This window comes from Mesorhizobium sp. B4-1-1 (genome assembly GCF_006439375.1).
Taxonomy (GTDB): Bacteria; Pseudomonadota; Alphaproteobacteria; order Rhizobiales; family Rhizobiaceae; genus Mesorhizobium.
Genome location: NZ_VFTH01000016.1, coordinates 1 through 16,012 on the forward strand (window position 1 = coordinate 1; position 16,012 = coordinate 16,012).

The window sequence follows — 16,012 nt, forward strand, 5'->3', positions numbered from 1 at the left end:
GTCAGCGTCGGACTGGCGCTGTCCTCGGTCACATCGACCACCGTCGGGGTGCCGATCGCCGCCGCGTCGTTGACGCCGTGGATGGTGAAGCTGACCTGCTTGGTGGTGCCATCGAGGGCGGTGACGGTGAAGGTGTCGATCTTGGTGTCGTTCTCGCCCAGATACTGCACGGCCGCATTGGCCACCGAGTAGGTGTAGGAGCCGTTGGCGGCCAGCGTCAGGCTGCCCAGGTTGCCCGCATCGCCGCTGACCGTGGTCTGGAACGAGGACTGGTTCTGGTCGACATCGCTGATCGAGATGGCGCCGCTCGCCGTCAGCGTCGGACTGGCGCTGTCCTCGGTCACATCGACCACCGTCGGGGTGCCGATCGCCGCCGCGTCGTTGACGCCATTGATCACAACCGTCAGCGTTGCGACACTGAGCGTGCCGTTCGACATCTTGATCGTGTACTGAAACGTGTCAGTGAAGGTCTGGTTGGCGCCCAGCGCCTGGATTTCAGCGCTCAGGCTACTCGCGTCATAGTGAATCTTTCCGTCGGTCCCAATCCAGATTGTCGCACCCTTTTGGGTCGTTTCGGTCGCAGCGGCGACAGACGAAACAGATACATCCTGTATCAGGAGATCCTTGTTATAATCGGCGAAGGCCTTGTTGGTGACGATGATCCCAGCCCCTCCGTCGTCGTTCTTGGTGCCGTCATCCACCGAATAGATCGTCGTCTTGGTCCCGCCACCGCTTGCCGCAAGCACGTCGAACGTGAACTGAAGGCTGCCGTCCTCTGTGCCGGATTGCGTCAGATCGGCGGCTGCACCCGAATTCGAAAACGTGACGGTCGAACCTGAAACTGTCGTAGTCGCCATTGCCAATTTCCCCCTGTGATCCTTTTGCGAACAATGGAAATGTTCGCCCCAACGGTTACTGCTGATCCTGGCGCGCGCACTCCGCCGTCGCCACAGGCGCATGTTCTTGCCTGCGGCGGTTGGTCAGGACCAAGCCACTCTGATTGACCGAGAAGACTTCTCTCTTTGAGAGACAAAAACCCACCCCGAGCGCTTGCGCGCTCGCTCCCCAACACTCCTAGCTGGCGCGCCCCCCTCGGTCGCCGCAATCGCGGGACAGGCATACCTATAGTCAGGTATATTAGCTTTTTATGATTTGGAAACCATAACGGGATATATATTGCCGCGTAATATTAACGATTCATTAGACATTTAACAAATCTGCCACCCCACCGATTGATGCCTGTGTCTCCCAAAGTGGGCTGCGATTTGGAGCGAATGATATGCATCAAAACAACGACTTAAAGTGCGCGGGCCCGAGTCCGTTTCGGCGCGGCGTGATTTGATAGCGCAGCGTTGACTTCGCCATCGCTCGGTCGCTGGCACTTCTGTTGGAAATTTTATCGGAACATGTAGTGCCGCGTGCACCAGACAAATCGGGCTGGCCGTCAACCAATGGCAAAGGCCGCCAGAGCCTGGTCGCCAGCGTCTTCCGATGTCAGCCAGCCAGGCTGTCCTGCCCAGCGGCATTGGGATCGCCCGGCGCGGTCGCCCAGGCGAGTTCGACCAGCGTCACCGTGCGCCGGCCCACGCCGTCGACCTGGCAGACGATGAGACCTTGCTCCTCGATATAGTCGAGCAGCCGGCGCGCGCGGCGCAACGAATGCGAGCCGTAGGCCCGCGCGATCGCCGCGTCGCTCGGGCAGGGCCACCCTTCCTTGGCGGCGCGCGCGATCATCATGAACACGCCCTGCATGTCCTCGGGCAGCAACGAGGCGCGCACGGAAACGTCGCGCCAGGCGTCGTCCTCGGCCATATCGGAGCCGACGCCGGCGCGGGCGCGCGTCAGCATGCGGCGGAACTCCGGCAGATCGGGCACCACGGAGGCGAGCCCCTCGATGCGGCAGCGAACGACGAACTCCTGGTAGAGCACGCCGATGACGCGGAACCCGGCATCCGGCTCGGCCAGGATGGCGCGCAGGATGCGGTCCATCCGCTCGCGCCGCTCGGCGAGATCCTCGGCGCTGGGCTGCGGCTCCGCCGGCTCGGGGCGGATGTCCAGCGGCGCGGCCTTGGCCGCCATCAGTTGGTCGAGCAGATCGGGCGAAGGCCGGCGCTGCGGCCTGACCGTCTCCGGCGGCGGCGCGGCAAGAATGATCGCGCGCGCATCCTCGAGCGCGGCTCCCGGCATCGGCATCAGACGCGGCGTGCCGTTGCGCGGGCTGGTTTCGGTTTGGCCGATGCGCACGCCGAGCGGACGGCGCGACAAGGCAGGACCGAGCGCCATGAAGTGCCCGCGCTCCAGGTCGCGGAAAGCTTCGGCCTGGCGCCGCTCCATGCCGAGCAGGTCGGCGGCGCGCGCCATGTCGATATCTAGGAAGGTCCGGCCCATCAGGAAGTTGGAGGCTTCCGCCGCGACGTTCTTGGCGAGCTTCGCCAGCCGCTGCGTGGCGATGATGCCGGCAAGCCCGCGCTTGCGGCCGCGGCACATCAGATTGGTCATGGCGCCCAGCGAGAGCTTGCGCGCCTCGTCCGAAACCTCGCCGGCGGCGGCGGGCGCGAAGAGTTGCGCCTCGTCCACCACCACCAGCATCGGATACCAATGGTCGCGCGCGACCTCGAACAGCCCGCCGAGGAAGGCCGCGGCGCGCCGCATCTGGTTTTCGGCGTCGAGCCCTTCGAGGTTGAGCACCGTCGAGACGCGATGGATGCGCGCCCGCTCGCCCGCCGCCTGCAGGCCGCGCTCGGTATGCTCCTCCGCGTCGATCACCAGGTGGCCATAGCGTTCACCCAGAGACACGAAGTCGCCTTCGGGGTCGATGATCGTCTGCTGCACCCAGGGCGCGCTCTGTTCGAGCAGCCGGCGCAGCAGATGCGACTTGCCGGAGCCCGAATTGCCCTGCACCAGCAGGCGGGTCGCCAGCAACTCCTCCAGGTCGAGAGCCGCCGGCGCGCCCGCCGTCGTCTGCCCCATTTCGATTGCAACGGTCATGTCTCGACTCGGATCGTCTCCCTGCGCGCGACGGGCTTACCAACCTGAGCGCGGTGCGTCGAGCATGGGTCGCAGCCGTCGGCTCGGTGTTCCACACCTATGGGCGGGCGCCCCTGGCGCAAATGGCGGCAGGCTGTCGCCAGCCGCACTGGTCGGACCACCATTTCACTGGCGCAATCCAACCATTGGCGTATCATATTTTTTGGGAGGGTTCATGGCAGGAGGAGGCCAATGAACGTCGCTGCGGAAGTGCCCGTCATGGACCCGACGGGGCAAGATCTTGTTTCGTCTGCTCTTTCGAAATTTCGCGCCGGCGACACCGTCTCGACCCGGGCGATGCTCGACGTCATCCGCCGATCCGACCCGGCCTGCCAGAACAGCGACGACCATCTGATCGAACTGATCGTCATGGCTGCCGTTGGTAAGACCATGGGCGTCGTCTTCGATCACCGCTCCCCGGACGAACGCTCATCGCTTCTGTCATAGGCCGCCGATTGGCCCCAACGTCGTCATCTTGGTGCGTAGCGACGCGAAGCGGGAGCGAGGACCCAAGGATCCTGTGCCATTCAGCCTGCCGAAGAATGCCTGCGGTGCCAAAGCCTGCACCGCTGCGACGCCTCGAAGGTCACGGCATAGCATCCTCGGGTCTGCGCGGCCGTTCCGTCCTAGGATGACGAACTGACCGGCGCTTCGGCTAATCTCCACAATGGTCGATTTTACCAACGCCGGCGCCGTCCGACGGGCCGCTAGCTTCCCAGCGGATGCGGCATATAGCCGACAAAACCGGCGATCTTCCAGCGGCCGCCAACCTTGCGGCAGAAATAGAGCGTCTGCCATTTGAGCCGGTCGACGCCGCCGTCGGCCTTGGCGACCGAGCCGTCGAACTTCTTGTGCAGCACCGCGCGGTCGCCATCGACATCGATGTCGCGCATGTTGGTGACGCGGAACAGCGCCTCGCGCAGCGGTTCGGCGAATTTCGTCGCCGCGGTTTCCTTGGCCTGCCGCAGCCATTCGTCGCGATAGACCTCCAGCCTCGGGAATTGCAGCCTCCAGGCATCGGCATTGTTGAGGAAATGCGCGTGCATGCCGAAGAAGCTTTCGGCGATGAAATCGTCCTCGACCATCGACCAGTCCTGACCGAGGAAAGCATCGATATCGCGCCGCACCAGCATTTCCCAAAGCGCGTGGCGGTCGGCATCGCCCTCCGGAAACGGATTCTTGTCTAAGGTCATGCTGGATCTCCCTCCCCGCAAGCAATTCCAGGAAAAGTGCGTAGCGGTTTTCCGTCCGGAATTGCGTAAAAACAAAATAGAGCGCGCCAGCCGCCGGCGAGTCACCCACCTAGTGCCGCAGCGGCGTCGAGCGCAAGATGCTCAGGCTTCTGTAATAAAGCAACATGAGTTTCGAAAAAATGTTGCTTTCCGACATTGCCTCTAGGAGGATCGTGCCGACAAGCGTAGACGGCTATGTGGACGGTCCCGCTCGATCGCCAGGAGGAGGCTCACTTGCCCAAGCAATGCTTTGGAAAATCGCATGTTCCGCTCTCGCCCGCCGTGCGCGCCGGCGATTTCGTCTATGTCTCCGGCCAGGTACCGGTGGGCAGCGACGGGCTCGTGGTCAGGGGCGGCATCGCCGAGCAGACCGAGCAGGTGTTGCAGAACGTCAAGGCGGCGCTGGCGCTCGCCGGCTGCACAATGGACGATGTGGTGAAGACCACAGTCTGGCTGGAGGATGCGCGCGATTTCGGCACGTTCAACACCGTTTATGCAAAGCATTTCCCGCAGGATCCGCCGGCGCGTACCACCGTCGAATCCCGCCTGATGATCGACATCAAGATCGAGGTCGAGGCGGTCGCCTACCGGCCGCTCTGATCGCGAACACGCAGCAGCAGGGAGTGCCCCGATGCAGTTCGATCTCCTGATCAAGGGCGGGCGCGTCATCGATCCCGCATCGGGCCTGGACGCGCAACGCGACGTCGCCATCGCCGGTGGGCGTGTTGCGGCAATCGAGGCCGCCATCGATGCCGAACATGTCACGCAGGTGGTCGACGCCAGGGATTGTATCGTCGCGCCCGGCCTCGTCGATCTGCACAGCCACGTCTATTGGGGCGGAACCTCGCTCGGCGTCGATGCCGACCGGCTCGCCGCCAAGAGCGGCACCACCACCTTCATCGACGCCGGCAGCGCCGGCGCCGGCAATTTCCTCGGCTTTCGCCGCCATGTTATCGAGCGCTCGAAGGTCCGCATCCTCGCTTACGTCAACATCTCCTTCGCCGGCATTTTCGGATTCTCGAACACCGTGTCTGTCGGCGAATGCAGCGACCTCAGGCTTTGCGAGCCGCGCGAGACGGTTGCCGCGGTACGCGAGCACGCCGAAGTCGTCGTCGGCGTCAAGGTGCGTTCCGGCAAGCATGCCGGCGGTTCGAGCGGCATCGCTCCGGTGGACCTGGCGTTGGAGGCCGCCGACAAGGCCGGCCTGTCGCTGATGGCGCATATCGACGAGCCGCCGCCGGGACGCTCGGAAGTGCTGCCCAGGCTGCGCCGCGGCGACATCCTCACCCATTGCTTCCGCCCCTTCCCCAACGCGCCGGTCTTCGCCTCCGGCGCGGTGCGGCCGGACATGCGCCTCGCCCGCGAGCGCGGCGTCATCTTCGACATCGGCCACGGCATGGGCTCCTTCGACTTCGAGGTCGCCAGGGCGATGCTGGCCGAAGGCCTGGCTCCCGACGTCATCTCGAGCGACGTGCATCTCTACTGCGTCGACGGCCCGGCCTTCGACATCCTGGTCTGCATGTCGAAGCTCATGGCGCTCGGCATGCCGCTGGTCGAGGTACTGCGCGCGGCGACCATGAATCCCGCGCAAGCGATCGCCCGGCCCGAGCTCGGTGCGCTGAAGGTCGGCGGCATCGGCGATGTCGCGGTGCTGAAGTTGCAGCCGGGCCGCTTCACCTTCGTCGACGCTGTCGGAGCGTCACTGGTCGCGAACCAGCGTCTGGTCTCCAACGGCATCGCCATCGGCGGCAAATGGTGGCCGAACGAAGCGCCCGACGAGAATGAGACCGAGCGCTTCGAGGCGCCTGCGCACCACACGCATGTGGATGTGGCGGCGAGGTATTTTGGGCGGTGACTGGCTGATCTCCCCCTTGGGGGAGATGCCCGGCAGGTTTCGGCGGCTTCGCGTTGAGCAGCGCCTTCCCCCACTCCGTCGCTGCTTCGCAGCGCCACCTTTCCCCCCTCCGGATGGAGAGGAAGGAGCCAGCTGGAATAAGCGCGCGCCGTCCTCTCCCCCGTCGATCGGGGGAGAGGTGTCGAGCGAAGCTCGACGGAGTGGGGGTCGACCTTACCTCGCGTTGCTCGGCTCGCCGTAAACAGGCGTCGCAATCCCTTCCATCCGCGCCTTGAGCTGCAGCGCCACATATTTCGAATAGAAGCGCGACAGCGCCAGGTTGCCGCCGTGGAACCACAGCGCTTCCTGCGCCGTCGGCTTCCACATGTTGCGCAATTCGCCCTGCCATGGCCCCGGATCGCCCTTGACGCCGGAGCCGAGGCCCCAGCACGGGCCGACCTTGTCGGCGACCTCGCGCGAGACGATCCCCGCAACCGTCTCGTTCATCGACTGGTAGCCGGTGCAGCAGACGATCGTGTCGACGGCGAGCTCGCTGCCGTCCTCGAACAGGATGCCGTTTGGCGTCAGCGTCTTGATGCCGACGCCGCTCTTGACCTTGATCTCGCCGTTCAGGATCAGCTCGCAGGCGCCGACATCGATGTAATAGCCGGAGCCTGTCCGGTAGGCCTTCATCAACAGCCCGGTCTCGTCCTCGCCGAAATCGATGGCGAAGCCGCTGTCGCTGAGCCGTTTGTAGAAATCCGCGTCTCGCGCCCGGATCGCGTCGTAGAGCGCGCGCTGGCCCTTCGGCACCAGCGCGAAGGGCGTCGAGGCCACGATCATGTCGGCCTTGTCGGTGGTGATGCCCCGGGCCAGCGCCTTCTCCGAAAAGATCTCGAAGCCGACATCCATCAGCGTGTCGGATTTCACCACGGTCGTCGGCGAACGCTGGACCATGGTGACCTTGGCGCCCGCTTCCCAGAGATCGACGCTGACATCGTGCCCCGAACTTGCAGCGCCGATCACCGCGACGCGCTTGCCGCGGAATTTCTCGCCGCTGGAATACTGGCTGGAATGGAGGAGCTCGCCCTTGAAGCTGTCCGTGCCCGGCAATTCGATCGGCCGCGGCGGACCATAGGCGCCGGTGGCGAAGACGATGTGTTTCGGCTTCAGCGTGACGCGCTGGCCGACGCGGTCGACCACCACCGCCCACACCTTTTCGGCCTCGTCATAGGCGGCGCTGATGCATTTGGTGGCCACCCAATAGTTCAACTCCATGACGCGGGTATACATTTCCAGCCAGTCGCCCATCTTGTCCTTGGGCGTGAACACCGGCCAGTTTTCCGGGAACGGAACATAGGGCAGATGGTCGTACCAGACGGGGTCGTGCAGCACGAGTGAACGGTAGCGGTTGCGCCAGGAATCGCCGGCGCGCGCGTTCTTCTCGATGACAAGGGTCGGAACGCCCAGTTGCCGCAGCCGGGCGCCCAGCATGATGCCGCCCTGCCCGCCGCCGAGCACCAGGCAATAGGGCTGCTCGCGCACGCCGAGGTCGCGGGCCTCGCGCGCCCTGGCTTCCGCCCAGGTTTCGCGCTCGGGGTCGGCCTTGTGGCGGATGCCGAGCGGCCGGGCCGGGCCTTTCCGCTCCTCGAAACCCTTGAGTTCGCTCATCGCCGTGAACAGCGTGCGGCAGCGGCCGTCCTTGACCCGTACGATCCCCTCGCCGCGCGCCACCGTCGTCTCGAAGCTGAACCAGGCTTCGACGGTGCCCTCGTCGACGCCTGGCTCTCCGGTCAGGTGCCAGTGCGACGGCTGCGCCAGGTCGAGCGTGGCCTTCAGCATCGCGCGGATCTCGGCCTGCCCCTCCATGGTCTTGATGTTCCATGTGAAGGTCAAAAGATCGCGCCAGTAGCAATCCTCGACGAAGAGACCGGTCGCCGCCTCGATATCGCCGGCCTCGAGCGCCCGGCCGAACGAGCCGAGCCAGGTAGCCGCCTGTTGCGATGGTGCGATGTCGAGCATTTTTGTCCTTCCCTCCGAATATAATCGAACGACACGGCCGCCTTTGTCGACCTTGTCGAAACTCGCCTCGATGCGGTCGAGATTCAGGTCAGGCCGAGTCGAAAATGGTGGGTCCCGAGAACCGGAGCGGAGCGTACTTAGGTACGTGAGCACCGGAAGCGCAGGAAACCGCCATTTGCAGGCCGGCCTCACCTGAATATCGGTTGCCTCAATCCCCCAGCGGCTCCATCTCCTTGCCGGTCCGGTGGATCTGGGCGTTGTATTTGATCCGGCGCACCGTTTCGCGCGCAGGGCCGTCGATCCTGTAGGCGGTTGCCACCGCAAGCAGATCGATGGCCGCCAGGAAAGCATAGCGCGACGCCGTCGGCTTCAGCGTGTCGGGATACTCGGGAACAGCCATCGTCAGCCGCACATCGCAGACGCGCGTCAGTTCGGTATCCGGCGCCGTCACGCAGATCGCGTTGGCGCGGTAATGCTTGGCGAGTTCCACCGCTTCGATCACCTCGCGCGTGCGCCCCGTTGCCGAAATCGCGATCACCAGATCGCCAGGCCTCAATGTCGAGGCGGTCATGCGCATCAAATACGGATCGCATTGCGCGCTGATGGTGATGCCGTAGCGGAACAGGCGGTATTGCGTCTCCTGCGCCAGCGCCGACGAACTGCCGCCGAGGCCGAATACCGTCACCTGCCGCGCCTTGGCGATCAGTTCCGCCGCCTTCTGCAACTGTCCCGGATCGATTTGCCTTTCCGCCTCTTGCAGCGCGCGACGCGCCTCGCCGAACACCGCGTTCCAGAACGGCATGCCGCTGTCGCCGTTCGCGGGTTGCGGCTTGGTGGCGAGGTAGAGCGCGCCGACGACCAGACTCTGCGCCAGCTTCAGCTTGAAATCGCGCACGCCTTCGCAGCCGATGGCGCGGCAGAAGCGGGTGACCGTCGGCTCGCTGACCCCGGCGCGCTGGGCAAGCGCGGCGTTGGAAGCGTCGACCGCATATTTGACGTCGTCGAGCACGACGTCGGCGACGCGGCGCTCGGCCGGCCGCAGCTCCGCATAGCTGTCCTTCACCTGCGAGATGATATCGGGAATGCGCCGGAGGTGGTCGTGCCGCTCGTCGTCCTCGTCGGTCGCTCGCAACGCCTGGCTGTCAGCTTCGGTCATTAGCCAAGTCCTCCCCAGCCCGCTTCTGGAACTATCTTCGCGATTATCCGCCCGCTGGCCATAGGCCATCAACCGAGACAAGTATGTAGGAAAGTAACACGCACGGCAAGAGATCATAAAATTTATAAAAATCAGATGCTTATATAAAATATGATTGAACCTGATTGCTTCCGCCATCTGTCGCCGCTTGACAGTAAAGTAGGATAGTTACAGACTGATTTCGCGGACAGATGGGGCCTCCGGCAACGCATCGCGCAGTCTCCGAGGGGGAGCATGAGTACGGCAAGCGCAAGAACGCCGAAGCTCGGCGTGCAGGCAGCGACCAAGGTCTACCAAACGGCATCAGGCGATCTTCTGGCGCTGGATCGCTGCAGCCTTGATGTGCAATCCAACGAGATCGTTTCGATCGTCGGCCCCTCCGGCTGCGGCAAGACCACGCTGTTGTGGTCGATGTCGGGCCTGCATCGGCTGACAGGCGGCTCCATCCTGCTCGACGGCAAGGAGATCACCGGCCCTCGTCCCGAGATCGGCATCGTCTTCCAGGAAGCGAACCTCCTGCCCTGGCGCAATCTCGACGCCAACATCAACTTCCCTTTCGAGATCAAGGGCGAGAAACCCGATCGCGCCTGGATCGCGCATCTGTTGAACCGCGTCGGGCTCGACGGCTTCGGCGGCAAGTTCCCGCGTGAGCTTTCAGGCGGCATGCAGCAGCGCGCCGCGATCGTGCGCGCGCTGGCGCTGAAACCTTCGGTCCTGCTGATGGATGAGCCCTTCGGCGCCCTCGACAGTTTCACCCGCGAAGAGATGAACCGCCTCGTCGAGGAGATCTGGCTCGACACCAAGACCACCATCGTCTTCATCACCCACAGCATCGAGGAAGCGATCTTCCTCTCCGACCGCGTCGTGGTGCTGACGACGCGGCCCGGCCGCGTCGCCAAGGTCTACGACGTGCCGTTCCCGCGGCCGCGCTCGCCGGAAATCATGGCGACGAAGGAGGTTTTCGACCTCACCAACAAGATCAAGATGGATATCGTCGGCGAGCGCGTCCGGCCGAGCGCGCCGGGGCGGCCGTCGGCCGAAATCGTGAGGATCAGGCCGTGAGCGGGGGCGACGCCATTCCGGAATTCTCAAAGGCGAAGTCAGGCGGCGACGGCCAGGATGTCAGCCTGACCAATCTTTCGGCCTTCGCCAGCGGCCCCGGCATCAAGTCTGGCACCGAAGTGGCGGCGATCCTCGCCGTGGCGGTGGTGATCATCGGCGGCATAGAGCTGGCGCTGCGCATCTTCCACGTGCCGCAATACATCATGCCGCCGCCGAGCTCTATCGCCTACGCTTTGTTCGACGAGTTCCCGCTGATCGCGCCGCATCTCGGCTACACGCTGGTCGAGCTCGTCTCGGGCTTCGCCATCGGCGCCATGGTCGGCCTGGTGATGGCGGCGGTGATCACCCAGTTTCCCTTCGCCGAAAAAATCGTGGCGCCCTACATTCTGATCCTCGTCACCACGCCGATGCTGGCGCTGGTGCCGCTGCTCATCCTGCGCTTCGGCTTCGGCTATACGCCGCGCATCATCGCCGTGGCCTTGGCCGCCGGCCCGATGGTGATGATCAACGCCGCGACCGGCTTCCGCCGCGTCGACAGCGCCAAGATCGCCTTGGCCCGCTCCTATGGCGCCAGCACACTGCAGATCTTCTGGAAGATCCGCGCGCCGATGGCGCTGCCGATGATCCTGGTCGGGCTGATGATCGGCGCGATCTTCGGGTTGCTCACCGCCGTCGGCGCCGAGATGGTCGGCGGCGGCTTCGGCCTCGGCAACCGGCTGACCTCCTATTCGTCGATGATCCAGATGCCGCAATTCTTCGCGGTGGTGCTGATCCTGTCGACGCTCGGCATCCTGATCTACGTGCTGTTCTTCCTGATCGGCAAGAAATGGGCGAGCTGGGAAACATAAGCGCGAACGGACGAGGTCGCCCGGGAGGCGGGCGAAGGCAAGCGATCAACAAAAAGGGGAATGCCATGACCAACGAAAGCTCATTCGACACAGCGACAAGAGCCGGCATCAGCCGCCGCTACTTCCTGCAGGTGACGGCGGCCGGCGTCGTGACCGCCACCGCGCTCGGCGCGTCTGGCCTGAAGGCCAGGGCGGCGGCTTATGAGAAATTCACCTGGATCTCGCCGCGCGGCACGCTCGAGGTGCTGGACGACTATCCCTACTGGTCGGCCAAGAAGGCGGGCTATTTCGGCGACCTCGCCACCGACATGCAGCCGGGCCCGTCGGATGGCACCGCGACGGTGAAGTTCGTCGATGTCGGCCAGGCCGACATGGGCTTCCCCTCGCCCGGCGTCTTCTCCTTCGCCATCCAGAACGGCATGAAGCTGAAGTCCGTCTTCCACATGGGCGCACGCGACACTTTCAGCATCGCCTTCCGCAAGGGCGAGGGATCGAATGATCTGAAGAAGCTGGAAGGCAAGACCATCCTGCTCGGCTCCGCCGCCTGGCAGGCGATCGTCGATCCGTTGCTGGCGGCCCAGGGCGTCGACATCAAGAAGGTGAAATATGTCGAGGCCGGCTGGCCGACCTGGGGCACCGCGCTTGCCGGCGGCCAGGGCGATGCGGCGCTCTCCTGGGAGGGGCTGCGCGCCGAATGGATCGCAAAGGGCCTCGACTTCGAATACTGGCTCGGCGTGCAGAACTCGAAGCTGCCGGCCAACACCTTCGTCGTGCGCGCCGCCGATCTCGAGGACGCCGACAAGAAGGCCTTCCTGGAAAAATATCTGCGTGGCTGGGCGATGGGCCTCGAATTCGGCTACCAGAACCCGCGCGCCGCGGTCGAAGCCGTATTCGAGCAGTTCCCGACCTTGGCCAAGAACCTCGGTCCCGAACTCGGCACCACCTCGATCCTGCAGCAGATCAATGTCTTCCGCGGCGACATGGACAAGCGCGGCGGCTGGGGTTCGCACGACATGGCGAGTTGGCAGGGCTTCTTCGATGAGATCCTCAAGATCGGCCAGATCACCGCGCCGGTGAAGGCCGGGGACGTCTGCACCAACGACCTGATCCCGGCCGCCAACGACTTCGACAAGGCCAAGGTCAAGGCTGACGCCGACGGCGCAAAACTGTCGGAGGGCTTCGCCGCGCTCGACGTCGACAAGATCAAGGCGCATCTGTTCGATTCGGCGGTGAAGTGAAGGGGCTGGCTCCTTTCCTCTCCCTCCGGAGGGGGAGAGGAAGAGGTCGGTGATGAGCGCGGCGCTGATCTAAGGTGGATGTCCTGGATAGGCACACGAGCGGCGATCGATCGCCGCCCGTGATTGAGCAAGAAAGTAGGGAGGCTTCGATGGCCGACAAGGTGAGAATTCTGGTGGTGGGTCTGGGCAATATGGGCGCTTCGCATGCCAGCGCCTATCACCGCTCCGATGGCTTCGAGATCGTCGGCATCATGAGCCGCACCATCAAAAGCAACAAGAAGATCCCGAAGGAACTCGCCGGCTACCCGCTCTACGAGGATTTCGACCTGGCGCTGAAAGAAACCAGGCCCGATGCGGTCTCGATCAACAGCTGGCCGAACACGCATGCCGAATATGCGCTGAAGGCGATCGCCGCCAACTGCCATGTCTTCATGGAAAAGCCCCTGGCCACCAACATCGCGGATGCCGAGAAGGTCGTGGCCGCCGCGCGGGCGAAGAACCGCAAGCTGGTGCTGGGCTACATCCTGCGCGTCCATCCGTCCTGGATCAAGTTCATCGAGGTCGGCAAGACGCTCGGCAAGCCGCTGGTGATGCGCCTCAACCTCAACCAGCAGAGCAGCGGCTCCGCCTGGCACTGGCACAAGAACCTAATCGACTCGCTGATCCCGATCGTCGACTGCGGCGTGCACTATGTCGACGTCATGTGCCAGCTGACCGGCGCCAAGCCGGTGCGCGTGCACGGCATCGGCGCAAAACTCTGGGCCGAGGCCGACAAGCAGAATTACGGCCATCTGCACGTCACCTTCGATGACGGTTCGGTCGGCTGGTATGAGGCAGGCTGGGGCCCGATGATGAGCGAGACGGCCTATTTCGTGAAGGACGTGGTCGGCCCCAAGGGCGCGGTCTCGATCGTCGCCGGCCAATCGGGCAGCAGCGCCAAGGACACCGAGGAGGTGTCGGATTCCGCCGACATCGACCGCCACACCAAGACCGACGCGCTGAAGATCCATTATGCGCAGGTCGACGGCGACAAGAATTTTGCCAAGCCCGACGAGATCGTCAGCATGGAGGACGAGCCTGGCCACCAGGAGCTTTGCGACCGCGAGCAGGCCTTCTTCCTGCGCGCCATCCGCGAGGACCTCGATTTGACTGAGCAGATGGATGCCGCGGTGAACAGCCTGCGCATCGTGCTGGCGGCCGAGCAAAGCATCGCGGAGAAGCGGACCGTCGAGCTGGCCTAAAGACATCCGGTCGCCGGCTCTGGAGAAGAAGCCGGCGCCGCCACATCATTGTCGACGAGGACCGCAAGGCTTGGCCCAGCCACCCGCGGAAGCTTGAGAGGGGAGAGAGCGATGGCGGCGGTCACCGACAGCCTGTTGAAAACCTATGCCGAATCCGACGCGCTGTCGCTCGCCGGGCTGGTGAAGCGCGGCGAGGTTTCACCGGCTGAGCTGGTCGAAGCGGCGATCACCACGATCGAGCGCCTCAACCCGTCGCTCAATGCGGTCATCCATCGTCTCTACGACATGGCGCGCGCCCAGGCGCCGACGGTGGACAAAACCGCGCCCTTCGCCGGCGTGCCCTATCTGCTCAAGGAGCTCGCCTCGTCCTGGACCGGCGCGCCTCTCACCAATTCCTGCCGCTACCTCAAGGACTTCGTCGCCGATTCCGACAGCGAGGTGGTGCGACGCATCAAGGCGGCGGGCCTCATCCTCGTCGGGAAATCCAACGCGCCGGAGAATGGCTGGTCGATCACCACTGAGCCGAAACTCTACGGCACGACGAAGAACCCGTGGAAGGAAGGCATCACGCCGGGCGGCTCGAGCGGCGGCGCTGCTGCGGCGATCGCCTCGCGCATGGTGCCGATCGCCGAAGCGAGCGACGGGGCCGGCTCGATCCGCGTTCCGGCTTCCTGCTGCGGCATTGTCGGCCTGAAGCCATCGCGCGGCCGCGTCAGCCTGGCGCCCTTCGGCGACTATTGGTATGGCGGCGCCTATTTCCTCTGCTGCTCGCGAACGATCCGCGACACCGCCGCCTATCTCGACGCCGTGGCCGGCGCCCTGCCCGGCGACGCCTACACGCCGCCGGTGCCGGCGGACAGCTGGCTCAGCCTTTCCGCGCGAGCGCCGAAGAAACTGCGCATCGGCTTCACCGTCACGCCGCCCAACGGCACGGCGATTGATCCTGACGTCAAGGCAACCGTGCTCTCCACGGTCGCCGCGCTGGAACGTCTCGGCCACGACATCGAGGAGCACGACATGCCGCTCGACGCCGATGCCGTCTGGAAGACCTACACCGACATGACCTGCGTGCAGACGGCTGCCACTTTCGGCTTCCTGGAGACGCTGGTCGGCCGCCCCGTCACGCCGAACGATGTCGAACCGTTGACCTGGGCGATCATCCAGCGCGGCCGCGCGACCAGCGGCATCAAGCATATTTCGGATGTCGAGCAACTGAGGTTGATCGGCCGCGACATCGTCGGCGACCTCAACCCCTATGACATCTTCATCACCCCGACGCTGACGCAACTGCCGCGCCCGCTCGGCTATTACGACATGTCGGAAACCGATCTCGATCGCTACAACGCCAAATGGGGCGACGCGGTCTTCAACTTCCCCTTCAACATCTCCGGCCTGCCGGCGATCTCGCTGCCGCTCGGGCACTCGGCCGACGGCGTGCCGATCGGCGTCCAGCTCGTCGGCCGCTATGGCGACGAGGCGGCGGTGCTGGCGCTTTCCACGCAGTTGGAAGACGCCATGCCGTGGAAGGATCGGCGGCCGGGAACTGGATTATAATCCACCACCTGAGAGCGGCGGTTCTGACGACTGCTCGGGCTCACGACTTAACGCCTGGAGCCGATAGACGTTCAGGGTTTCGACCATCTGCTCGGCCGACAACGGCCATACACCGGGTAACAAGGCTTTAGCTCCCAGTTTTTTGCTGATCCGCGTAAGCGGTGAAGCGGTTTTAGCCCCCGGTCGAAAATTGTAAGCAACTGCGTGATTGCCTTTGGGTAAGTTATAGACAAAGAAGCCGTCAATGTCTTCCCAAAGAACTTGCTTCTGTGAACGGACTAATCCGCCGCATAGAGTAAATCCGCAGCTATTCAGCCGCAGCGATTGTGGACGGATTATCAGCCAGCCGAACAGAAGTAAGCATAACCCAAAGAGAACCAATCCAAGCTCGGTTAGGTCGCGTTCGAAATCGGTATCCGGCACAATCATTGCACCGGCCCAGAAGAGTGCCAGGCTTCCAACAAGATACAGCACGGCTTTGCCTCTGGATCCACTTATGATCTTGGGTTCAAAGATCTCGCTCACTTCCTCGCCTTCCGCTGCAGGTATTTCGATTGACCCGGTCTTCAGAATTTCACGGACTAAACCACCATATAAGTTTACGGCGCCTATTCAGCAGGTTGGATAACGCGGTCGCCCGCCCAAAACTCCTATAAAATTCCTATATCTTTCCCATCCCTCCCGTCTCGAACCTTTATGGCGATCGGGTCCATATTTCCATTCGAAGAAACGCTGTGAACCGCCGTCGCCGCCAAGGTG

14 protein-coding genes are annotated in these 16,012 nt (G+C 63.8%); 8 read left to right on the forward strand and 6 right to left on the reverse strand.

Annotation, left to right across the window (positions count from 1 at the left end; genetic code table 11):
- The coding region (locus tag FJW10_RS21040) for a VCBS domain-containing protein (protein WP_210239815.1) at positions 1-857 on the reverse strand (857 nt) is incomplete at its 3' end.
- Positions 858-1,494: 637 nt separating this feature from the next.
- On the reverse strand, positions 1,495-2,988 hold the full coding sequence (locus FJW10_RS21045) for an ATP-binding protein (protein ID WP_140901493.1): 1,494 nt from the start codon (positions 2,986-2,988) through the stop codon (positions 1,495-1,497).
- A gap of 231 nt (positions 2,989-3,219) precedes the next feature.
- Between FJW10_RS21045 and FJW10_RS21050 the strand changes: the two genes are divergently transcribed.
- Complete coding sequence (locus FJW10_RS21050; protein WP_140901494.1) at positions 3,220-3,474, forward strand: hypothetical protein; 255 nt, start codon at positions 3,220-3,222, stop codon at positions 3,472-3,474.
- Between the two features lie 260 nt (positions 3,475-3,734).
- Here the strand turns inward: FJW10_RS21050 and FJW10_RS21055 are convergent, their stop codons facing one another.
- Positions 3,735-4,220 (reverse strand): hypothetical protein, encoded by a 486-nt coding sequence (locus FJW10_RS21055; RefSeq protein WP_140647916.1) that lies wholly within the window; start codon positions 4,218-4,220, stop codon positions 3,735-3,737.
- A gap of 234 nt (positions 4,221-4,454) precedes the next feature.
- Between FJW10_RS21055 and FJW10_RS21065 the strand changes: the two genes are divergently transcribed.
- Positions 4,455-4,859: a RidA family protein gene (locus FJW10_RS21065; RefSeq protein WP_181177615.1), complete on the forward strand. Its 405-nt coding sequence runs from the start codon at positions 4,455-4,457 to the stop codon at positions 4,857-4,859.
- Between the two features lie 31 nt (positions 4,860-4,890).
- Positions 4,891-6,114, forward strand: coding sequence for an amidohydrolase/deacetylase family metallohydrolase (locus tag FJW10_RS21070; RefSeq protein WP_140901497.1), 1,224 nt, complete (start codon positions 4,891-4,893; stop codon positions 6,112-6,114).
- 213 nt (positions 6,115-6,327) lie between these two features.
- Here FJW10_RS21070 and FJW10_RS21075 read toward each other — a convergent pair whose 3' ends face one another.
- Positions 6,328-8,115, reverse strand: a complete 1,788-nt coding sequence (locus FJW10_RS21075) for an NAD(P)/FAD-dependent oxidoreductase (protein ID WP_140901498.1) — start codon at positions 8,113-8,115, stop codon at positions 6,328-6,330.
- 208 nt (positions 8,116-8,323) lie between these two features.
- Complete coding sequence (locus FJW10_RS21080; protein WP_140901499.1) at positions 8,324-9,271, reverse strand: MurR/RpiR family transcriptional regulator; 948 nt, start codon at positions 9,269-9,271, stop codon at positions 8,324-8,326.
- Between the two features lie 273 nt (positions 9,272-9,544).
- Between FJW10_RS21080 and FJW10_RS21085 the strand changes: the two genes are divergently transcribed.
- The 5 genes from FJW10_RS21085 to FJW10_RS21105 all read left to right on the forward strand — a co-directional run bounded on the left by FJW10_RS21085 (position 9,545) and on the right by FJW10_RS21105 (position 15,253).
- Positions 9,545-10,372: an ABC transporter ATP-binding protein gene (locus tag FJW10_RS21085; protein ID WP_140901500.1), complete on the forward strand. Its 828-nt coding sequence runs from the start codon at positions 9,545-9,547 to the stop codon at positions 10,370-10,372.
- Entirely contained in the window at positions 10,369-11,220 is an 852-nt protein-coding gene (locus FJW10_RS21090; RefSeq protein WP_140837309.1) for an ABC transporter permease, read from the forward strand. The genes FJW10_RS21085 and FJW10_RS21090 overlap by 4 nt, the downstream gene beginning before the upstream one ends.
- 65 nt (positions 11,221-11,285) lie before the next feature.
- Positions 11,286-12,458, forward strand: coding sequence for an ABC transporter substrate-binding protein (locus tag FJW10_RS21095; RefSeq protein WP_140901501.1), 1,173 nt, complete (start codon positions 11,286-11,288; stop codon positions 12,456-12,458).
- A gap of 149 nt (positions 12,459-12,607) precedes the next feature.
- Positions 12,608-13,699, forward strand: coding sequence for a Gfo/Idh/MocA family oxidoreductase (locus FJW10_RS21100; RefSeq protein ID WP_140837305.1), 1,092 nt, complete (start codon positions 12,608-12,610; stop codon positions 13,697-13,699).
- A gap of 111 nt (positions 13,700-13,810) precedes the next feature.
- Positions 13,811-15,253 carry an amidase gene (locus tag FJW10_RS21105; RefSeq protein WP_140901502.1) on the forward strand — a complete coding sequence of 481 codons (1,443 nt, stop codon included), beginning with the start codon at positions 13,811-13,813 and terminating at the stop codon, positions 15,251-15,253.
- On the opposite strand, the gene FJW10_RS21110 is transcribed toward FJW10_RS21105, so the two are convergent.
- Entirely contained in the window at positions 15,248-15,778 is a 531-nt protein-coding gene (locus FJW10_RS21110; RefSeq protein ID WP_140901503.1) for a hypothetical protein, read from the reverse strand. The genes FJW10_RS21105 and FJW10_RS21110 overlap by 6 nt on opposite strands.
- Positions 15,779-16,012 lie beyond the last annotated feature (234 nt).

Coding starts and splice junctions, on each gene's coding strand:
- FJW10_RS21045 (WP_140901493.1), bottom strand. CDS start 2,988: ATGACCGTTGCAATCGAAATGGGGCAGACGACGGCGGGCGCGCCGGCG.
- FJW10_RS21050 (WP_140901494.1), top strand. CDS start 3,220: ATGAACGTCGCTGCGGAAGTGCCCGTCATGGACCCGACGGGGCAAGAT.
- FJW10_RS21055 (WP_140647916.1), bottom strand. CDS start 4,220: ATGACCTTAGACAAGAATCCGTTTCCGGAGGGCGATGCCGACCGCCAC.
- FJW10_RS21065 (WP_181177615.1), top strand. CDS start 4,455: ATGTGGACGGTCCCGCTCGATCGCCAGGAGGAGGCTCACTTGCCCAAG.
- FJW10_RS21070 (WP_140901497.1), top strand. CDS start 4,891: ATGCAGTTCGATCTCCTGATCAAGGGCGGGCGCGTCATCGATCCCGCA.
- FJW10_RS21075 (WP_140901498.1), bottom strand. CDS start 8,115: ATGCTCGACATCGCACCATCGCAACAGGCGGCTACCTGGCTCGGCTCG.
- FJW10_RS21080 (WP_140901499.1), bottom strand. CDS start 9,271: ATGACCGAAGCTGACAGCCAGGCGTTGCGAGCGACCGACGAGGACGAC.
- FJW10_RS21085 (WP_140901500.1), top strand. CDS start 9,545: ATGAGTACGGCAAGCGCAAGAACGCCGAAGCTCGGCGTGCAGGCAGCG.
- FJW10_RS21095 (WP_140901501.1), top strand. CDS start 11,286: ATGACCAACGAAAGCTCATTCGACACAGCGACAAGAGCCGGCATCAGC.
- FJW10_RS21100 (WP_140837305.1), top strand. CDS start 12,608: ATGGCCGACAAGGTGAGAATTCTGGTGGTGGGTCTGGGCAATATGGGC.
- FJW10_RS21105 (WP_140901502.1), top strand. CDS start 13,811: ATGGCGGCGGTCACCGACAGCCTGTTGAAAACCTATGCCGAATCCGAC.